This is a genomic window from Rhodoferax sp. BLA1, from assembly GCF_013416775.1.
Classification (GTDB): domain Bacteria; phylum Pseudomonadota; class Gammaproteobacteria; order Burkholderiales; family Burkholderiaceae_C; genus Rhodoferax.
In genome coordinates this window covers 48,843-62,923 of the sequence record NZ_SZVI01000012.1, presented here as the reverse complement: position 1 = coordinate 62,923, position 14,081 = coordinate 48,843, and the positions used below count along the sequence as shown (strand labels likewise).

Below are 14,081 nucleotides of genomic sequence, written 5' to 3'. Positions count from 1 at the left end.
CTCTTTAAACCATAGCTATCAGCCCTTTTATATCAAGGGCTAGAGCACAAAGACTCTCTCATCATCTGTCAAGGACCCCAACTCGTGTTGCTGGTGGGCTAGCACGGCCAGCGTCGCCTCAGAGGCATCGGTGCCAGCGGCGTTGCGCGCCAGAATCCGTGCGCGCAATTGCTCGGGACTGGCCTGCGGCGCCAGGATGGCAAAGCGCGCATTTTGGTCAACCGCCAGGGCGCGAAACACATCGCGGTCAGCACGTTTGAGGAAGGTGGCGTCCACGATCACCGACCAACCCGCCGCCAGCAAACTCACCGCCAGCTCGCGCAGATGGGCATAGACCTGGGCGTGAACCTCAGGCGCATAGATGCCCGCGTTGATGCCTGAGTTGGACTGCGCCAAACGCCCCAACTTGAACAGGCGTTTGCGCTCCACATCGGCCCGCAGGCGCAGCGTCGGGGCATGGTTGTTTTGCTGCAGCCATTGGTCGGTCAAATAAGTTTTGCCACAGCCCGACAGACCGTGCGTGATGGTCAGTTGCACCGGGTGTGGCGCCACCAGGCGCTCGGCCAAGCTGATGTCGGCCAGCACCTCGGTCCTGTCGGCATGGAGCTGCTTAGCCCGGATGGCCGCCACCTTGGCGCGCACCAGACAGCGGTAAACGGCATAAAACCGCAGCAATAACGCGCCCTGGTAGTCGCCGCTGTGGCTCAAAACCTCGTTGACCAGCCAGTTGGCCAAGCCGGGCTGGCCGTGCTCCAGCAGGTCAATGTAGGGGAATGCGATGTCGCTGACCACGTCGATCCAGCGCAGGTCTTCGTTGAACTCCAGGCAGTCAAACAGGCGCACCGAGCCCTTGATCAGCACCAGATTCGCCAGGTGCAAGTCACCATGGCATTCACGCACCCGGCCACCAAGCTTTCGCGCGTGCATCAGCGGCGCCAGTTGCGTGAATTGCGCCTGTGTCCAGGTTTGCAGATGAGCCAACCGGGCCAGTGCGTCGGTGTCAAGCGGCGGCTTGAGCATGGTGGACAAATCAGTGAAGTTGTCCAGCATCGGCGCCATCACCTGGTCGGGCTCACCAAAACGGGTGTCGGGCGTAGCACTGGCGGCGGCCTCGTGAAAGGCCACCAGTCTGCCCGCCAAGTCGGACAGGTGGGCTGGGCGCAACTCACCGCGCGCACATATGTGGTCCAGCCGACCAGCTTCGTCAAAACGGCGCATGCGCACGGCTTAATCCAACACGTCCCCCGTGCCGCCCCACTGTGGGACTTGGGGTGAGTTGTTCAGAGAAATCACATCCAGGTAAATGTCTGGCGCCAGGCGCCGGTTCAGACGCAGTTCGTCCAGGCAGGCCTGTTGACGCAACGCTAAGGTGCTGAAGTCCAGAAACGCCAGCTTGACCGGTTTTTTGATCTTGTAGGCGAAGTCCCCCGCCAGTAACACCCAGGAGATGTGGGTTTCGACCAGATCCACCCGCACCACCTCACCTGAGTACGGTTGTGGCGCCAACAAAGCTTGGATCAGCGGTGGCAGCTTGGGATTCATGCCAGCCATGATGCCAGTCTCAAGTCCACAACACCAGCCCATACCAGAGACCCGGTCAGGTGAAACCGACGGCAGCGACAATGGCCACCCTTTGCTTTTACCCCACGGAATTCCCCATGAAAACTGTTTTACACATCGCAGCAGCCTGCGCTCTGCTGGTCAACCTGTCGGTGGTCTGGGCCGCTGATGCCACCTTGGAGACCGCTGCCAAAGAAAGCGGCGCCGTTGTCACGACCAGCGGACTGGTGTACCGATCCCTCAAAGACGGCACTGGCGCCAACCCGCTGGCCAGCGACGTGGTCAAGGTCAACTACCGCGGCACTTTCCCGGACGGGCGCGAATTTGACAGCTCGTACAAACGAAACCAGGCCATTGAATTCCCCTTGGGCAACGTGATCCCCTGCTGGACCGAAGGTGTACAACGCATGAAGGTCGGCGGCAAGGCCAAACTCACCTGCCCTGCCGCCATTGCCTACGGCACACGTGGCGCCGGTGGTGTGATCCCACCCAACGCCACGCTGCTGTTTGAGGTAGAACTGCTGGGCATCAAGGGCAAATAAGTCCCGCGCAACGCCAAGCGCAGGCTCTGCGCCTGTCCAGGGGCGAGGACAGGCGGCTTCCAGACCAAAAACACCCACAGCGCAGCCCACACAGGGCTTGAAAAGTCGCGCGGTTCACCTCATCTTCAGTACTGGCAACCCCTGGTGTAACAACGCCAGGGGCTCACCCAGTGTCCCAACCTGAAGGAGGATCAACATGAATGCTTTGACCAACCGCAGCTTTCTTTTGAACGACTTTTTCCGCGACCTGGCCCCGGCTTTTTACGTCCGGCCCCTGCACGGCGACCCGCTGCGGTCTGCCGCGCAGATCAAGGTGGATGTGAAGGAAAACAAGGACGCCTACACCGTGCATGCCGAAATACCGGGTGTACCGAAAGAAGACATCCACGTCTCGCTGGACGGCAATATGGTGACGCTGGAAGCCGAGGTGAAACAGCAGGACAGCACCGGTGACAACGACACCGTGCTGCGCAGCGAACGCTATTTTGGCGCGGTGTCACGCAGCTTCCAGCTACCGCAAGACATCGACCAGACGCAGGCCAAAGCCAAGTTCGACAACGGTGTGCTGATGCTGACGCTGCCGAAGAAACTGGCGGCCAATGTGGCGCAAAAACTCCATATCGAATAAGCGCAACACACCGCCGCCACCCGGTGCTGGCTACACCACCAGCGGCTCTTCCTGCATGGCCTCAATCTGCTCTTGCAGCATCAACACCTGACCCTGCCAGTAGTCACTCGACCCAAACCACGGAAAGTTGATGGCAAAAATCGGGTCGTCCCAGCGCCGCGCCAGCCAGGCGCTGTAGTGGATCAGGCGCAGGGTGCGCAGGGGTTCAATGAGCGCCAGCTCGCGCCGATCGAAACTGCGGAATTGTTCGTAACCGTCAACCAGCGCACCGAGTTGCCGAGTGCGTTGCTGGCGGTCACCACTGAGCAACATCCACAGGTCTTGTACCGCCAGCCCCATGCGGGCGTCATCCAGATCCACAAAATGTGGGCCGGGCAAGCTGGCTGCCGGGGCGTCCAGCGGTGTCCAGAGGATGTTGCCGGGGTGGCAGTCACCATGTAAGCGCAGGCTGCGCAGGGTGTGGCTCGGCTGCGCGTCCTCTGCCGCATCTTCTGAATCATTTTGGCTTGCAGCCCTTACATCCAAAGGAAAAGTAGCTATTAAATTGAGTGCATCTGCGGACGCCTTCTCCCAGGCAGACTGCACATCCAGCGGCACTTTGTCGTGGCTGAGCAGCCAGGCACGTGGTTCGGTGCCAAAACTCTGCATATCCAGTGCCGGGCGCACCACAAAGGGCCGCGCCGCGCCCACGGTGTGGATACGCGCCAGAAAGCGCCCCACCCACTCCAGCACATCGGGGTCGTCGAGTTCGGGGCTGCGCCCGCCTCGGCTCGGGCAAACGCTGAAGGAAAACCCGCCAAAGTGGTGCAACGTCTGGCCCTGCACCACCAGCGGCCCCACCACCGGAATTTCTGCGTCCATCAACTCGGCAGAGAACGCATGTTCTTCCAGAATCTGCGCCTCGCTCCAGCGTCCGGGGCGGTAAAACTTGGCCACCACGGTGCTGCCATCGTCCAGGTGCAGCTGGTAAACCCGGTTTTCGTAAGAGCTCAGCGCCATCTGTCGGCCGTCCCCATACAGGCCAATGCTGACCAGTGCGTCCTGCACCAGGTCGGGTGTCAAAGCGTGATAGGGATGTCCCTCAGACGGTGATTGTTCCTGCACGATGCCCGCTCCCTTATTATTCAGCCCACTATCATGCCCGAAAGAATCGGCCCTGCGCGCGCTTTGGCAGACACCTCTAAACCCCCCGTTGCTTTTGCGCTAACCTGCGCCCACGGCCAGCCCATCAGAATAGCTAAGAGACTCTGGTTGCGCCGGGAGACCTCATATGTTTGACTACCTCATCATCGGCGGCGGCTCGGCAGGGTGTGTGCTGGCCGCACGCCTGTCGGAAGACCCCAACACCACCGTGGCCCTGCTGGAGGCCGGTCCACCCGACAGCAGCGTGCTGATCCACTGCCCGGCTGGCCTGGGGGTGCTGGCCAAGTTCAGCCTGGCGGGCTGGGGCCTCAACACCACCCCCCAACCCGGCCTGAACGGGCGCTCTGGCTACCAGCCGCGCGGCAAGGTGCTGGGTGGGTCGAGTTCGATCAACGCCATGTGTTACATCCGTGGCCAGCGCGAGGACTATGACCACTGGGCAGCACTCGGTAACCCGGGCTGGGCCTGGCAGGATGTGTTGCCCTACTTCAGGAAGTCTGAGGGCAACGAACGTGGGGCTGACGAACTGCATGGTGGGGACGGCCCGCTCCATGTGATGGATTTACACAGCCCCAACCCGTTTGGCCTGCGTTTTGTGCAGGCCGCCGCCCAGGCGGGCCACACCATCAACCCGGACTTCAATGGGACCAGCCAGGAAGGTGTGGGTTTGTACCAGGTCACACACCAAGGCGGCGAGCGTTGCAGTGCCGCCAAGGCCTATCTGACACCGGCCCTGGCGCGCCCCAATGTGCAGGTGTTCACCGGCGCCCAGGTGACGCGTATCCTGCTGGAGAAAAAACGCGCCGTGGGTGTGCAGTTCATGCAGGACGGCCAGCTCAAACAACTCAACTGCCAGCGCGAGGTGCTGCTCTGCGCCGGGGCCATCCAGTCGCCACAGATCCTGATGCTTTCGGGCATCGGGCCGCACCAACACCTGGTTGACACCGGCATCGCGCCCTTGCACGAGTTGCCCGGTGTGGGCCAGCACCTGCATGACCACCCGGACATCGTGCAGGTGGTGCATGTACACAACAACACCGAGCTGTTTGGCCTGTCGCTGGGTGGCGGTATCAAGATAGGACAAGGCATGCTGCAATGGCGCCAGCACCGCACCGGCCTGTTGACCACCAACTTTGCCGAGGCCGGTGGCTTCATCAAGAGCCAGCCACAAGAGGCCACACCCGATCTGCAACTGCACTTTGTGGTGGGCAAACTCATCAACCACGGCCGCACGCTGAGCTGGGGGCATGGTTTCTCCTGCCATGTGTGCCTGCTGCGCCCCAAGAGCGCGGGCAGCATCCGGCTCGCCAGCAAAGACCCGCTGGCCCTGCCGCTGGTGGACCCCGACTTTCTGAGCCACCGCGACGACATGGATCGCTTGGTGCGCGGTTTCAAGCTGATGCGCGAGATCCTGCAACAACCTGCACTGGCCCGCTTTGAGGGGCGCGAGCTGCCAGCCACCGCCAGCGCGCAGACCGACGAACAGATCGAGCAGGTGATCCGCGATTACGCCGACACCATCTACCACCCGGTCGGCAGTTGCCGCATGGGCAACACCGACATGGACGTGGTGGACGCGCAGCTGCGTGTGCATGGACTGCAAGGCCTGCGTGTGGTGGACGCCTCCATCATGCCGAGCATCGTCAGCGGCAACACCAACGCACCGGTGATGATGATTGCCGAGAAGGCGGCCGATATGATCAGGGCTGACCAGCTGCCCTGATTTGCCTCATGCCCGTTTTGCCACCCCTCTCCTCTGACCCAGCAGACACCCCCTTCTTCGGACTCGCCCCCTACCTGCGCATGAGCATTGCGGGCATGGACCTCCAACCCGTGGGAGAACACGCCCTGGCGCAAGCGCAGGCGCAGCCCGACTCAGCCACCTTATGGATGACCCTGTCCCTCGTCCTGCAATCCCTGGGCCAGCGCGAACTGGGCTTGACGGCCCAGGCCCAGGCCTTGTCCTTGCAACGTGTTTACCACCTGGCGGCGCGCCAACAACCCACACGCTGCCGCCTGCTGATGCTGATGGAGCCCGGTGATCTGGCCGCCAACACGCCACTCGAATGCCTTCTCGAAGACAGCGACATCGAACTAATTTTTTACTACCTGAGCCACAACGAGCCGCTGTTAACCCCGCTGCCCGAACACGACGCCGTGCTGGTGGCGATGAGCGACAGCGACGAAAACCGGGCGCATCTGCGTTTTCTGGAGCAAGCGTTGGCCCACTGGCCCAAACCGGTGCTCAATCTGCCCCAGTTCATCCCTTGTGTGGACCGCGCCACCGCCAGCAGCCTGCTGCAACACCAGCCGGGCGTGTTGATGCCGCCGACCCTGCGCGCTTCACGCGCCCAGATGCAAGCGATCGCCTCGGGCGCGAGCCAGCTCAATGCCGTCTTTGCAGACTGCGACTTTCCCATCATCCTGCGGCCACTGGGCTCGCAGGGTGGCCACGGTCTGGCCAAGATCGAAACGCCTGGGGACATCAACCACTATCTGACCGGGCAACCTGACGCCGAGTTTTTTGTCTCGCGCTTCATCAACTACAGCCATGCGGACGGCTACTTCCGCAAGATCCGGGTGGCGCTGATCGACGGTCAGCCCTACGCCTGCCACATGGCCGTGTCCAGCAACTGGATGATCCATTACGTCAATGCCGGGATGTACGAAGAAGCCTGGAAACGCGCCGAGGAACTGGCGTTCATGGAGGGATTTGAGGCCTTCAAGCGGCGCCACAATTCGGCGCTGCAGGCCATCAGCAGCGCCATCCCGCTCGACTACCTGTGTATCGACTGCGCCGAAACGGTGGATGGGCAACTGCTGATTTTTGAGGTGGACCACGCCATGGTGATCCATGCGATGGACACCGAGGCCCAGTTCCCGTACAAACAAATCCATATGCACAAAGTCAAAAACGCTTTCCGCGACCTGCTGTTGCGGCGCATGGCTGATCACACCGCCACCAACGCACCAACACCTGTCGAACAAGCATGAAACCTTTGAACAGCCTGAATTTTTCTGGCGGTCCCGGCGCCTTGCCCGAGTCGGTGTTGCTGCAGGTGCAGCAAGCGATTCTGGAAGTGCCCGAGGTTGGCCTGTCGGTGCTGGGCATCAGCCACCGTTCTGACTGGTTTGCCGCAGTCGTCCAGGAAACCGAAGACAACATCCGCGCCCTGCTGGGCCTGGACGCCAGCTACCACGTGCTGCTGCTGCAAGGCGGCGCCACCCAGCAGTTCTCGATGGTGCCGATGACCCTGCTGCGGGGCCAGCAAGCACCTGCGCAGTATTTGCAAACTGGCTACTGGAGCGGCAAGGTGCTGCCCGAGGCGCGTTTGCAGGGCGACATCGAGGTGCTGTGGTCAGGCCAGAGCTGCGGTTTCTCGCGCCTGCCCGCTGACGACGAGCTGGCCTTCTCGGCTGACGCGCCCTACCTGCACTACGTCTCCAACGAAACCGTCGAGGGTCTGCAGTTCAACCGGGTTCTGGGCCGCGAAGATGTACCGCGCGTCTGCGACATGTCCTCCGACTTTTTGTCCCGGCCCTGCGAGGCCGAGCGTTTTGCCCTGATTTACGCCCACGCCCAGAAAAACATCGGCCCAGCCGGGGTCACCGTGGTGCTGGTGAAGGATGCCCTGCTGCAGGATGCACCGACCGACCTGCCCGCGTTTCTGGACTACAAACAACAGATCAAGGCCCATTCCAACCTCAATACACCGCCGGTGTTCTCGATTTATGTCACCTTGCTGGTGACACGCTGGCTGTTACACGAGGTCGGTGGCCTTGCCAACATGGACCAGATCAACCGGCAAAAAGCGGCGCTGCTGTACCAGGCGCTGGATGACAGCGAGGGTTTTTACCGGGGCCGCGCGGCTGTGCCAGACCGCTCGCTGATGAATGTGGCGATGACCCTGCCCAGTGTGGCACTGGAGCAGGCCTTCCTGGCCGAGTCTGCACTGGCCGGTTTTTCCGGGCTGGCCGGGCACCGCGCGGTGGGGGGCATTCGCGCCTCGATCTACAACGCGCTGAGCCTGACGGCGGTGCAGCGCTTGACCGAGTTCATGCAGGACTTCAGGCGCCAGCATCTGTCGTGATACGGATTTGATAGCTGTTGGCCCTTGTAATAATTGGGCTAGTGGCACTTTTTGGCATGCACCACCGGTCGCTCAAGTTTCAGGCGCAACAGCCGTTATACATATACAGCCTACTGCCACCGGGTCACCGATGGCATGTCAAGCGCCCATCCTCGTCTGGCCCACGCCCAGACGCTTGCGACTGAGAACAGGAGTGCAGCATGAACCCGATTGCATCAACCCCCAGCAGCCCATCCCCAGTTGCAAGCGCAGCGGTGACACGTGCCCCCGTCAGCCCGGTGCCCGAGGTACGCCCGGTCCAGGCTGTAACAGACAACCTGCGCACCAGCAACTCAGGCAACAACCGGGCCAAAACCGAGGCATCTGCCAGCAGACCCAAAGCGTCGGACGAAGACATCCAACGGGCCACCGAGGATTTAAAACAGCGCGTGCAAACGCTGGCACCGGAGTTGCAGTTTTCCGTGGACCAGACCAGCGGGCGTTCCATCATCAAGTTCACCGACCGCGCCACCCAGGAGGTGATCCGCCAGTTCCCCAGCGAGGAAGCCTTGGCACTGACACGTGCCATGGACCAGTTCCAACGCGGCCTGATCTTCAACCGCCAGGCCTGAACCCAACCCCACCTGTAGGCGCGCTCTGTCGTACCATCCCGACAGACATTGGCTGGTGCCGCCCTTGGCACCCAGCCAACACCCACACACACTTCGCTGGAACACCATGACCCGTTGGGACGCCCACATGTGCCTGCCTTTGCATCCGCAGGCCAGTTTTGCACCGATCAACCAGTTACGCAGCTTTGGTCTGAACTATGTGTCGGTCAACGTCGGCATGGACATGAACCCGGTGAGCCAGATCCTGCAGGTGATCGCCGGTTACCGGGCCACCATCGCGGCCCACCCGGACAAATATGTACAGGTCAACAACCTGGCCGACATCGCCCGCGCCCAGGCTGGTGGCCAGATCGCCATCGGTTTTGACCTGGAAGGCGCCATGCCGCTTCTGGAGCAGCCCGAGATGGTGGCGCTCTACGCGCGCCTCGGGGTGCGCCAGATCCACTTTGCCTACAACCGCAACAACAGCGTGGCCGATGGCTGCCACGACGAGAAACGCGGCCTCACTGCGCTGGGTCGCCAGATGGTCGAGGCTGTGAATGCCGCCGGACTGCTGATGGACTGCTCCCACACCGGGCGGGCCTGCAGCCTGGAGATCATGGCGGCATCGAGTCAGCCGGTGGTCTTCAGCCACGCCAATCCGCTGGCCCTGGTGGACCATGGCCGCAACATCACCGACGAACAAATCCGCGCCTGCGCGGCCACCGGCGGGGTCGTGTGTGTGTCAGGTGTGTCACGTTTTCTGGGGGTTGAGCAACCCAGTGTCGTGGATGTGGCACGGCATGCGGCCTATGTGGCCAACCTGGTCGGCATCGCGCATGTGGGCATTGGGCTGGACAACGGTTTTTCTCAACCAGAACTCAATGACAGGCCACCGGGCGACTTTGACCCCAGCTACTGGTGGCCCAAAAGCGCCGGTTATGGCCAGGCCATCAGCGGCATGCACTACGCGCCGATCGACACCTGGCAGCAGCTCCCCGAAGCCCTGCGCGCGGCGGGCATGAGCGAGGCAGAGGCCAAGCAGGTATTGGGCGGCAATATGCTGCGGGTGGCGGGCCAGGTCTGGGCGGCGGCACCCCTCTGAGTTTCAGCATCCAATTGGCCTCTAGCCCTTGCACATCAAGGGCCAGCAGCTATATCAACCAGAGCAAGTGACAGCAGGCGCTTAACCCTGAAAGCGCTTGCGTGTGAGCGCCAGCGCGATCCAGAAACCACCCACCGTGAACCCCACCAACACCAACAGCGGGCGCAACCAGTCGATGGGCCACTGGTCCATGAACAGCGGGCGCACCAGCGCCACCGCATTGGTCAGCGGCAACCAATGAGACACCACTCGCACCAGCGGCGGCAACTGTTCCAGCGGGAAAAAGATGCCACTCAGGAACATCATCGGCGTCAGGAACAGCGTGAAGTAGTAAGTGAAAAAGTCATACCCCTTGGCCAGCGCATTGAAGATCAGCGCCACACAGCTGAAGGTGATGCCCACCCCTGCCAGCACCAGCCAGGCCAACACCAGCTTGGGGCTGTAGCTGATGCCCAAGGCCAGCATCACGGCCAGGATCGCGGTCACGGTGAACAGCGATTTGAAGGCAGCCCACAACATCTCGGCCAGCACAATGTTGTCCAGGTTGACCGGCGCGTTCATGATGCCGTCCCAGGTTTTTTGCACATGCATCCTTGAAAACGCGGAGTAGAGCGCCTCGAAACTGGCTGCATTCATGGCGCTCATGCAGATCGAGCCACTGGCCAGGAAAAGGATGTAAGGCACCTGCACCCCGTCGACGGTGACCTGGCCAATCAAGGCGCCCATGCCGTACCCAAAGGCCAGCAGCCACATCAGCGGCTCGGCGATGTTGCCGACCAGGCTCGGAATCGCCAGTTTGCGCCAGACCAACAGGTTGCGCAGAAACACCGGCCACCAGCGCATGGAGAGCTCGGGTGCGCGCCAGATTGAAGGGGCTTTTTGGCCATCAGCCCTGATAGCCATTGGGGTTGTAGCTCTTGTTGTCATAGTTCTCTAGATAAAAATCGCCTAGCGACTGCTCTCACCCTCTCCCGATGCGGGAGAGGGCCGGGGTGAGGGAAACTGGCATGGACACTTGTCACGGTTTGGTAGGCTTTTGCCATGCCAGCTAGGCGTCCTCACGGATTTGGCGGCCGGTCAGCTTGAGGAACAAGTCCTCCAGATTGGCCGGGCGGTGCAGGGTGCGCAACTGCGGATGGGCTGCCAGCGCGGCCAGCAAAGGCTTGGCATCGGCGGTGTAGAAAAACACGGTTTCACCACTGACCTCGACCCGCGCGGCAAAGGCTTTGAGCGGCGCATCCACCAGCGCCAGCGCGCCAGCGCCAAACACCTCGACCACATCGGGCTCCAGATGCTGGCGGATCAGGTCGCGCGGTGCGCCTTCGGCAATCTTTTTGCCGTGGTCCACCACCAGCAGGCGGTTGCACAGGCGCTCAGCCTCGTCCATGAAATGGGTGGTCAACAGAATCGACTTGCCCTGCTGCAACAGCAGTTGCAGGCGCTCCCACATCAGGTGGCGCGCCTGCGGGTCCAACCCGGTGGTGGGTTCGTCCAGCAGCAGCAGGCGCGGGTTGTTGACCAGCGCGCGCGCCAAGCTCAGGCGCCGTTTCATGCCGCCCGACAGCTCGCCGGGTTTGGCGTTGGCCTTGGCCGTCAGGCTGGCAAATTCGAACAGGCTGGGGATACGCTCGCGGATCTGTTTGTCTTTGAGCCCAAAGTAGCGGCCGTAAACCAACAGGTTCTCGGCGCAGCTGAAATCGGGGTCCAGCGTGTCCATCTGGCTCACCACACCGAGCTGCGCCTTGATGGCCAGCGCGTCACGCGGCATTTGCAAATCAAACGCGGTGACGCTGCCCGCATCCGGCACCGTGAGGCCAAGGCACATGCGGATGGTGGTGGTTTTGCCCGCCCCATTGGGGCCGATCACACCCAGGCATTCACCCGGCGCGATGGCAAAGGACATGTCGTTGACCACGGTGGCCTCGCCGTAGCGTTTGACCAGACCGTGTACTGAAAAGATGGGTTCACTCATGGGCCAAATTGTGACCGAGCTTGCACCGGCCTGAAATAAACTCGTGTCTTTTAACCCAACCACCGGACGCCTCCCAGCGCAGCACCATGACCACCCTCGGCACGCCCCTCTCCTCCCACGCCACCAAAGTTATGCTGCTGGGCAGTGGTGAACTGGGCAAAGAGGTGCTGATTGCGCTGCAGCGCCTGGGGGTGGAGACCATCGCGGTCGACCGCTACGACAACGCACCCGGCCAGCAGGTGGCGCACCACAGTCGCACCATCACCATGAGTGACCCAGCCATGTTGCGCGCCTTGATCGAGGAAGAAAAGCCCGACCTGGTGGTGCCCGAGATTGAGGCCATTGCCACACCGATGCTCGAAGTGCTGGAAGCCACCGGCAGCGTGCGCGTCATCCCCACGGCCCGTGCCACCCGCCTGACGATGGACCGCGAAGGCATCCGACGCCTGGCTGCCGAGACCCTGGACCTGCCGACCAGCCCCTACCAATTCTGCGACTCGCTGGCCGAGTTGCAGGCTGCCATTGATGCGGGCATTGGTTACCCCTGCATTGTCAAGCCGGTGATGAGCAGCTCCGGCAAAGGCCAGAGCAAGATCAGCGGCCAAGCGGATGTGGCCCCGGCCTGGCACCACGCCATGGCCGGTGGCCGCGTCAGCCATGGCCGCGTGATTGTGGAAGGTTTCATCGACTTTGACTACGAGATCACCCTGCTCACCGTGCGCGCCAAGGGTGCAGACGGCCAAATCGGCACCCATTTTTGCGAACCGGTGGGCCACATCCAGGTCAATGGCGACTATGTGGAAAGCTGGCAGCCGCACCCGATGAGCCCGCAAGCGCTGGCCAAAGCGCAGCAGATCGCCAAAGCCGTCACCGATGATCTGGGCGTGGGGCTGGACGGCCAGTCTTCCGGCCTGGGCCTGTTCGGGGTGGAGCTGTTTGTTAAAGGTGATCAGGTCTGGTTCAGCGAAGTGTCACCACGCCCGCACGACACCGGCCTGGTGACGCTCACCACGCAGGTGCAAAGTGAATTTGAGTTACACGCCCGCGCCATTCTGGGCCTGCCGGTCAACACGGCCCTGCGTTGCCCGGGCGCCAGCGCGGTGATCTACGGTGGCGTCGACGCCCAGGGCGTGGTGTTTGACGGTGTGGCAGACGCCCTGAGCGTGCCCAACACCGACCTGCGCCTGTTTGGCAAACCCGAGAGTTTCACCAAACGCCGCATGGGTGTGGCGCTGGCTTTTGACGCCGATGTCGAAGTGGCGCGCACCAACGCCAAGCTGGCGGCGTCCAAGGTGAAGCCACGGGTGGCGTAACAACGCCACCAAATTTATAGCATCCAGCCCTTTATATCAAAGGGCTGAGCGCTATTTTTACAGTGATCTCAAAACAAGACCAAACGCTCAGTCCTTGCCGTAGTTGGGGGAGCGTGGGCCGTACAACAGGCCGTTGCCCATGCCCGCAGACATCAAACGCGTGGTGGCCACACCCGCAATTTGATGGCTTTGATCAAACGCTGTTGCCATCACTTGTTTGACAACGGCCGTGATCAACAACCCGACCAATCCACCTTGTTGCTGATTCTGTCCTTCTTCGCTGGAGGCAGAGGCGGAGCCAGTCCACAACAATTTGCCGGTTTTCAAATCCACCAACTTGGCTTGCGCCGTCACGACCGTGGCACTGTTGACCACCTGATACACCGTGCCGTACTTGTTGATGGTGACGTACAGGGCCGCATCAGCACCAAAGATCTGGCGCAGTTTCTCAACTGATGTGGCGTGCATGTCCGTCGGTTGTGTCATGCCGTTTTCCTTGAAGGCTTCGGCCACCAAGGTCACTGGCATCACGTAGTAACCCGCCTCGGCCAGCGGACGGGTGGCATGGGAGAGAACGCTGTACGACGCCTGCACTTCTGGCGTGTTGTTCACCGGGGGCAAAACCAGAATGGAGCGTGGTCGACTTTCCTTGTACGCGGTGTAATCAAACTTCGGGGCTTGGGTTGCGCATCCCGTCATCACCACAATACCAGTGACAGCGGCCAGCACTTTGAGATATTTCATCCAGTTCATGAGGCTTCCTTATTTCTTGAAATTGCGCAACAAGAAGTCCATGAATGTTTCAGATTCAGGAAACTGTTTTTTCTCAGCTTGTACTTGTGTGGCAAATTGGTCCAATTTGCCCTGCTGGCCATACAACAAGCCCAAGTGAGCGTAATAACCCGGTGGCACTGCGCCGCCGCTGGCCTTGATCTTCTGCAAGTCCTCTTCCATGCGCTGCGTTTGCGCATCTGTGCTCAGTTTGTCGGTGCGAAAGTACGCATCCACATTACCTTGGTAACCCTGCCATTGGTAAAGCGGTTGCTGTTGGGTGGCACAGCCGCCCAGAAACGCGCAAGCCAGCAGCGCCGCTGTGGCGCCTGATCGAATAGTCAACATATTTCTTCCTTGATGTCA

The 14,081-nt window shown here is 61.4% G+C and carries 15 protein-coding genes; 8 read left to right on the top strand and 7 right to left on the bottom strand.

Features of this window, described 5'->3' with window-relative positions:
• Nucleotides 1-39: 39 nt before the first annotated feature.
• Nucleotides 40-1,218, bottom strand: coding sequence for a bifunctional aminoglycoside phosphotransferase/ATP-binding protein (locus FDG13_RS13095; RefSeq protein WP_180128396.1), 1,179 nt, complete (start codon nt 1,216-1,218; stop codon nt 40-42).
• 9 nt (nt 1,219-1,227) lie between these two features.
• Nucleotides 1,228-1,551, bottom strand: coding sequence for a hypothetical protein (locus tag FDG13_RS13090; RefSeq protein ID WP_180128394.1), 324 nt, complete (start codon nt 1,549-1,551; stop codon nt 1,228-1,230).
• Between the two features lie 107 nt (nt 1,552-1,658).
• Between FDG13_RS13090 and FDG13_RS13085 the strand changes: the two genes are divergently transcribed.
• A complete protein-coding gene (locus FDG13_RS13085; RefSeq protein WP_180128392.1) occupies nt 1,659-2,102 on the top strand; it encodes an FKBP-type peptidyl-prolyl cis-trans isomerase in 444 nt (147 codons plus the stop codon).
• A gap of 196 nt (nt 2,103-2,298) precedes the next feature.
• Complete coding sequence (locus FDG13_RS13080) at nt 2,299-2,730, top strand: Hsp20/alpha crystallin family protein (RefSeq protein WP_180128390.1); 432 nt, start codon at nt 2,299-2,301, stop codon at nt 2,728-2,730.
• 30 nt (nt 2,731-2,760) lie between these two features.
• Here the strand turns inward: FDG13_RS13080 and FDG13_RS13075 are convergent, their stop codons facing one another.
• Nucleotides 2,761-3,834 (bottom strand): serine/threonine protein kinase, encoded by a 1,074-nt coding sequence (locus FDG13_RS13075; RefSeq protein ID WP_370528224.1) that lies wholly within the window; start codon nt 3,832-3,834, stop codon nt 2,761-2,763.
• Nucleotides 3,835-4,000: 166 nt separating this feature from the next.
• On the opposite strand from FDG13_RS13075, the gene FDG13_RS13070 reads away from it, so the two are divergent.
• The 5 genes from FDG13_RS13070 to FDG13_RS13050 all read left to right on the top strand — a co-directional run bounded on the left by FDG13_RS13070 (nt 4,001) and on the right by FDG13_RS13050 (nt 9,659).
• Nucleotides 4,001-5,596, top strand: coding sequence for a GMC family oxidoreductase (locus FDG13_RS13070; protein ID WP_180128388.1), 1,596 nt, complete (start codon nt 4,001-4,003; stop codon nt 5,594-5,596).
• Between the two features lie 17 nt (nt 5,597-5,613).
• Nucleotides 5,614-6,867, top strand: a complete 1,254-nt coding sequence (locus FDG13_RS13065; protein ID WP_255435246.1) for a RimK family alpha-L-glutamate ligase — start codon at nt 5,614-5,616, stop codon at nt 6,865-6,867.
• On the top strand, nt 6,864-7,964 hold the full coding sequence (locus FDG13_RS13060) for a phosphoserine transaminase (protein ID WP_180128384.1): 1,101 nt from the start codon (nt 6,864-6,866) through the stop codon (nt 7,962-7,964). Before FDG13_RS13065 ends, FDG13_RS13060 begins: the two co-directional genes overlap by 4 nt.
• A gap of 200 nt (nt 7,965-8,164) precedes the next feature.
• Nucleotides 8,165-8,575, top strand: a complete 411-nt coding sequence (locus tag FDG13_RS13055; protein ID WP_180128383.1) for a flagellar protein FlaG — start codon at nt 8,165-8,167, stop codon at nt 8,573-8,575.
• A 106-nt stretch (nt 8,576-8,681) separates the two neighbouring features.
• Nucleotides 8,682-9,659, top strand: coding sequence for a dipeptidase (locus tag FDG13_RS13050; RefSeq protein ID WP_180128381.1), 978 nt, complete (start codon nt 8,682-8,684; stop codon nt 9,657-9,659).
• 81 nt (nt 9,660-9,740) lie between these two features.
• Here the strand turns inward: FDG13_RS13050 and FDG13_RS13045 are convergent, their stop codons facing one another.
• Both FDG13_RS13045 and FDG13_RS13040 read right to left on the bottom strand, forming a co-directional pair.
• Nucleotides 9,741-10,562, bottom strand: a complete 822-nt coding sequence (locus FDG13_RS13045; protein WP_370528223.1) for an ABC transporter permease — start codon at nt 10,560-10,562, stop codon at nt 9,741-9,743.
• A gap of 145 nt (nt 10,563-10,707) precedes the next feature.
• Nucleotides 10,708-11,631 carry an ATP-binding cassette domain-containing protein gene (locus FDG13_RS13040; RefSeq protein WP_180128377.1) on the bottom strand — a complete coding sequence of 308 codons (924 nt, stop codon included), beginning with the start codon at nt 11,629-11,631 and terminating at the stop codon, nt 10,708-10,710.
• A gap of 86 nt (nt 11,632-11,717) precedes the next feature.
• On the opposite strand from FDG13_RS13040, the gene purT reads away from it, so the two are divergent.
• Nucleotides 11,718-12,944: a formate-dependent phosphoribosylglycinamide formyltransferase gene (gene purT, locus FDG13_RS13035; RefSeq protein WP_180128375.1), complete on the top strand. Its 1,227-nt coding sequence runs from the start codon at nt 11,718-11,720 to the stop codon at nt 12,942-12,944.
• 87 nt (nt 12,945-13,031) lie between these two features.
• Here the strand turns inward: purT and FDG13_RS13030 are convergent, their stop codons facing one another.
• Together FDG13_RS13030 and FDG13_RS13025 are read right to left on the bottom strand one after the other, a co-directional pair.
• Nucleotides 13,032-13,697 carry a DUF799 domain-containing protein gene (locus tag FDG13_RS13030; RefSeq protein ID WP_180128372.1) on the bottom strand — a complete coding sequence of 222 codons (666 nt, stop codon included), beginning with the start codon at nt 13,695-13,697 and terminating at the stop codon, nt 13,032-13,034.
• A 9-nt stretch (nt 13,698-13,706) separates the two neighbouring features.
• The gene (locus FDG13_RS13025; protein WP_180128370.1) at nt 13,707-14,063 is read right to left on the bottom strand and encodes a DUF4810 domain-containing protein; all 357 of its coding nucleotides are present in this window, start codon (nt 14,061-14,063) and stop codon (nt 13,707-13,709) included.
• Nucleotides 14,064-14,081: the final 18 nt, after the last annotated feature.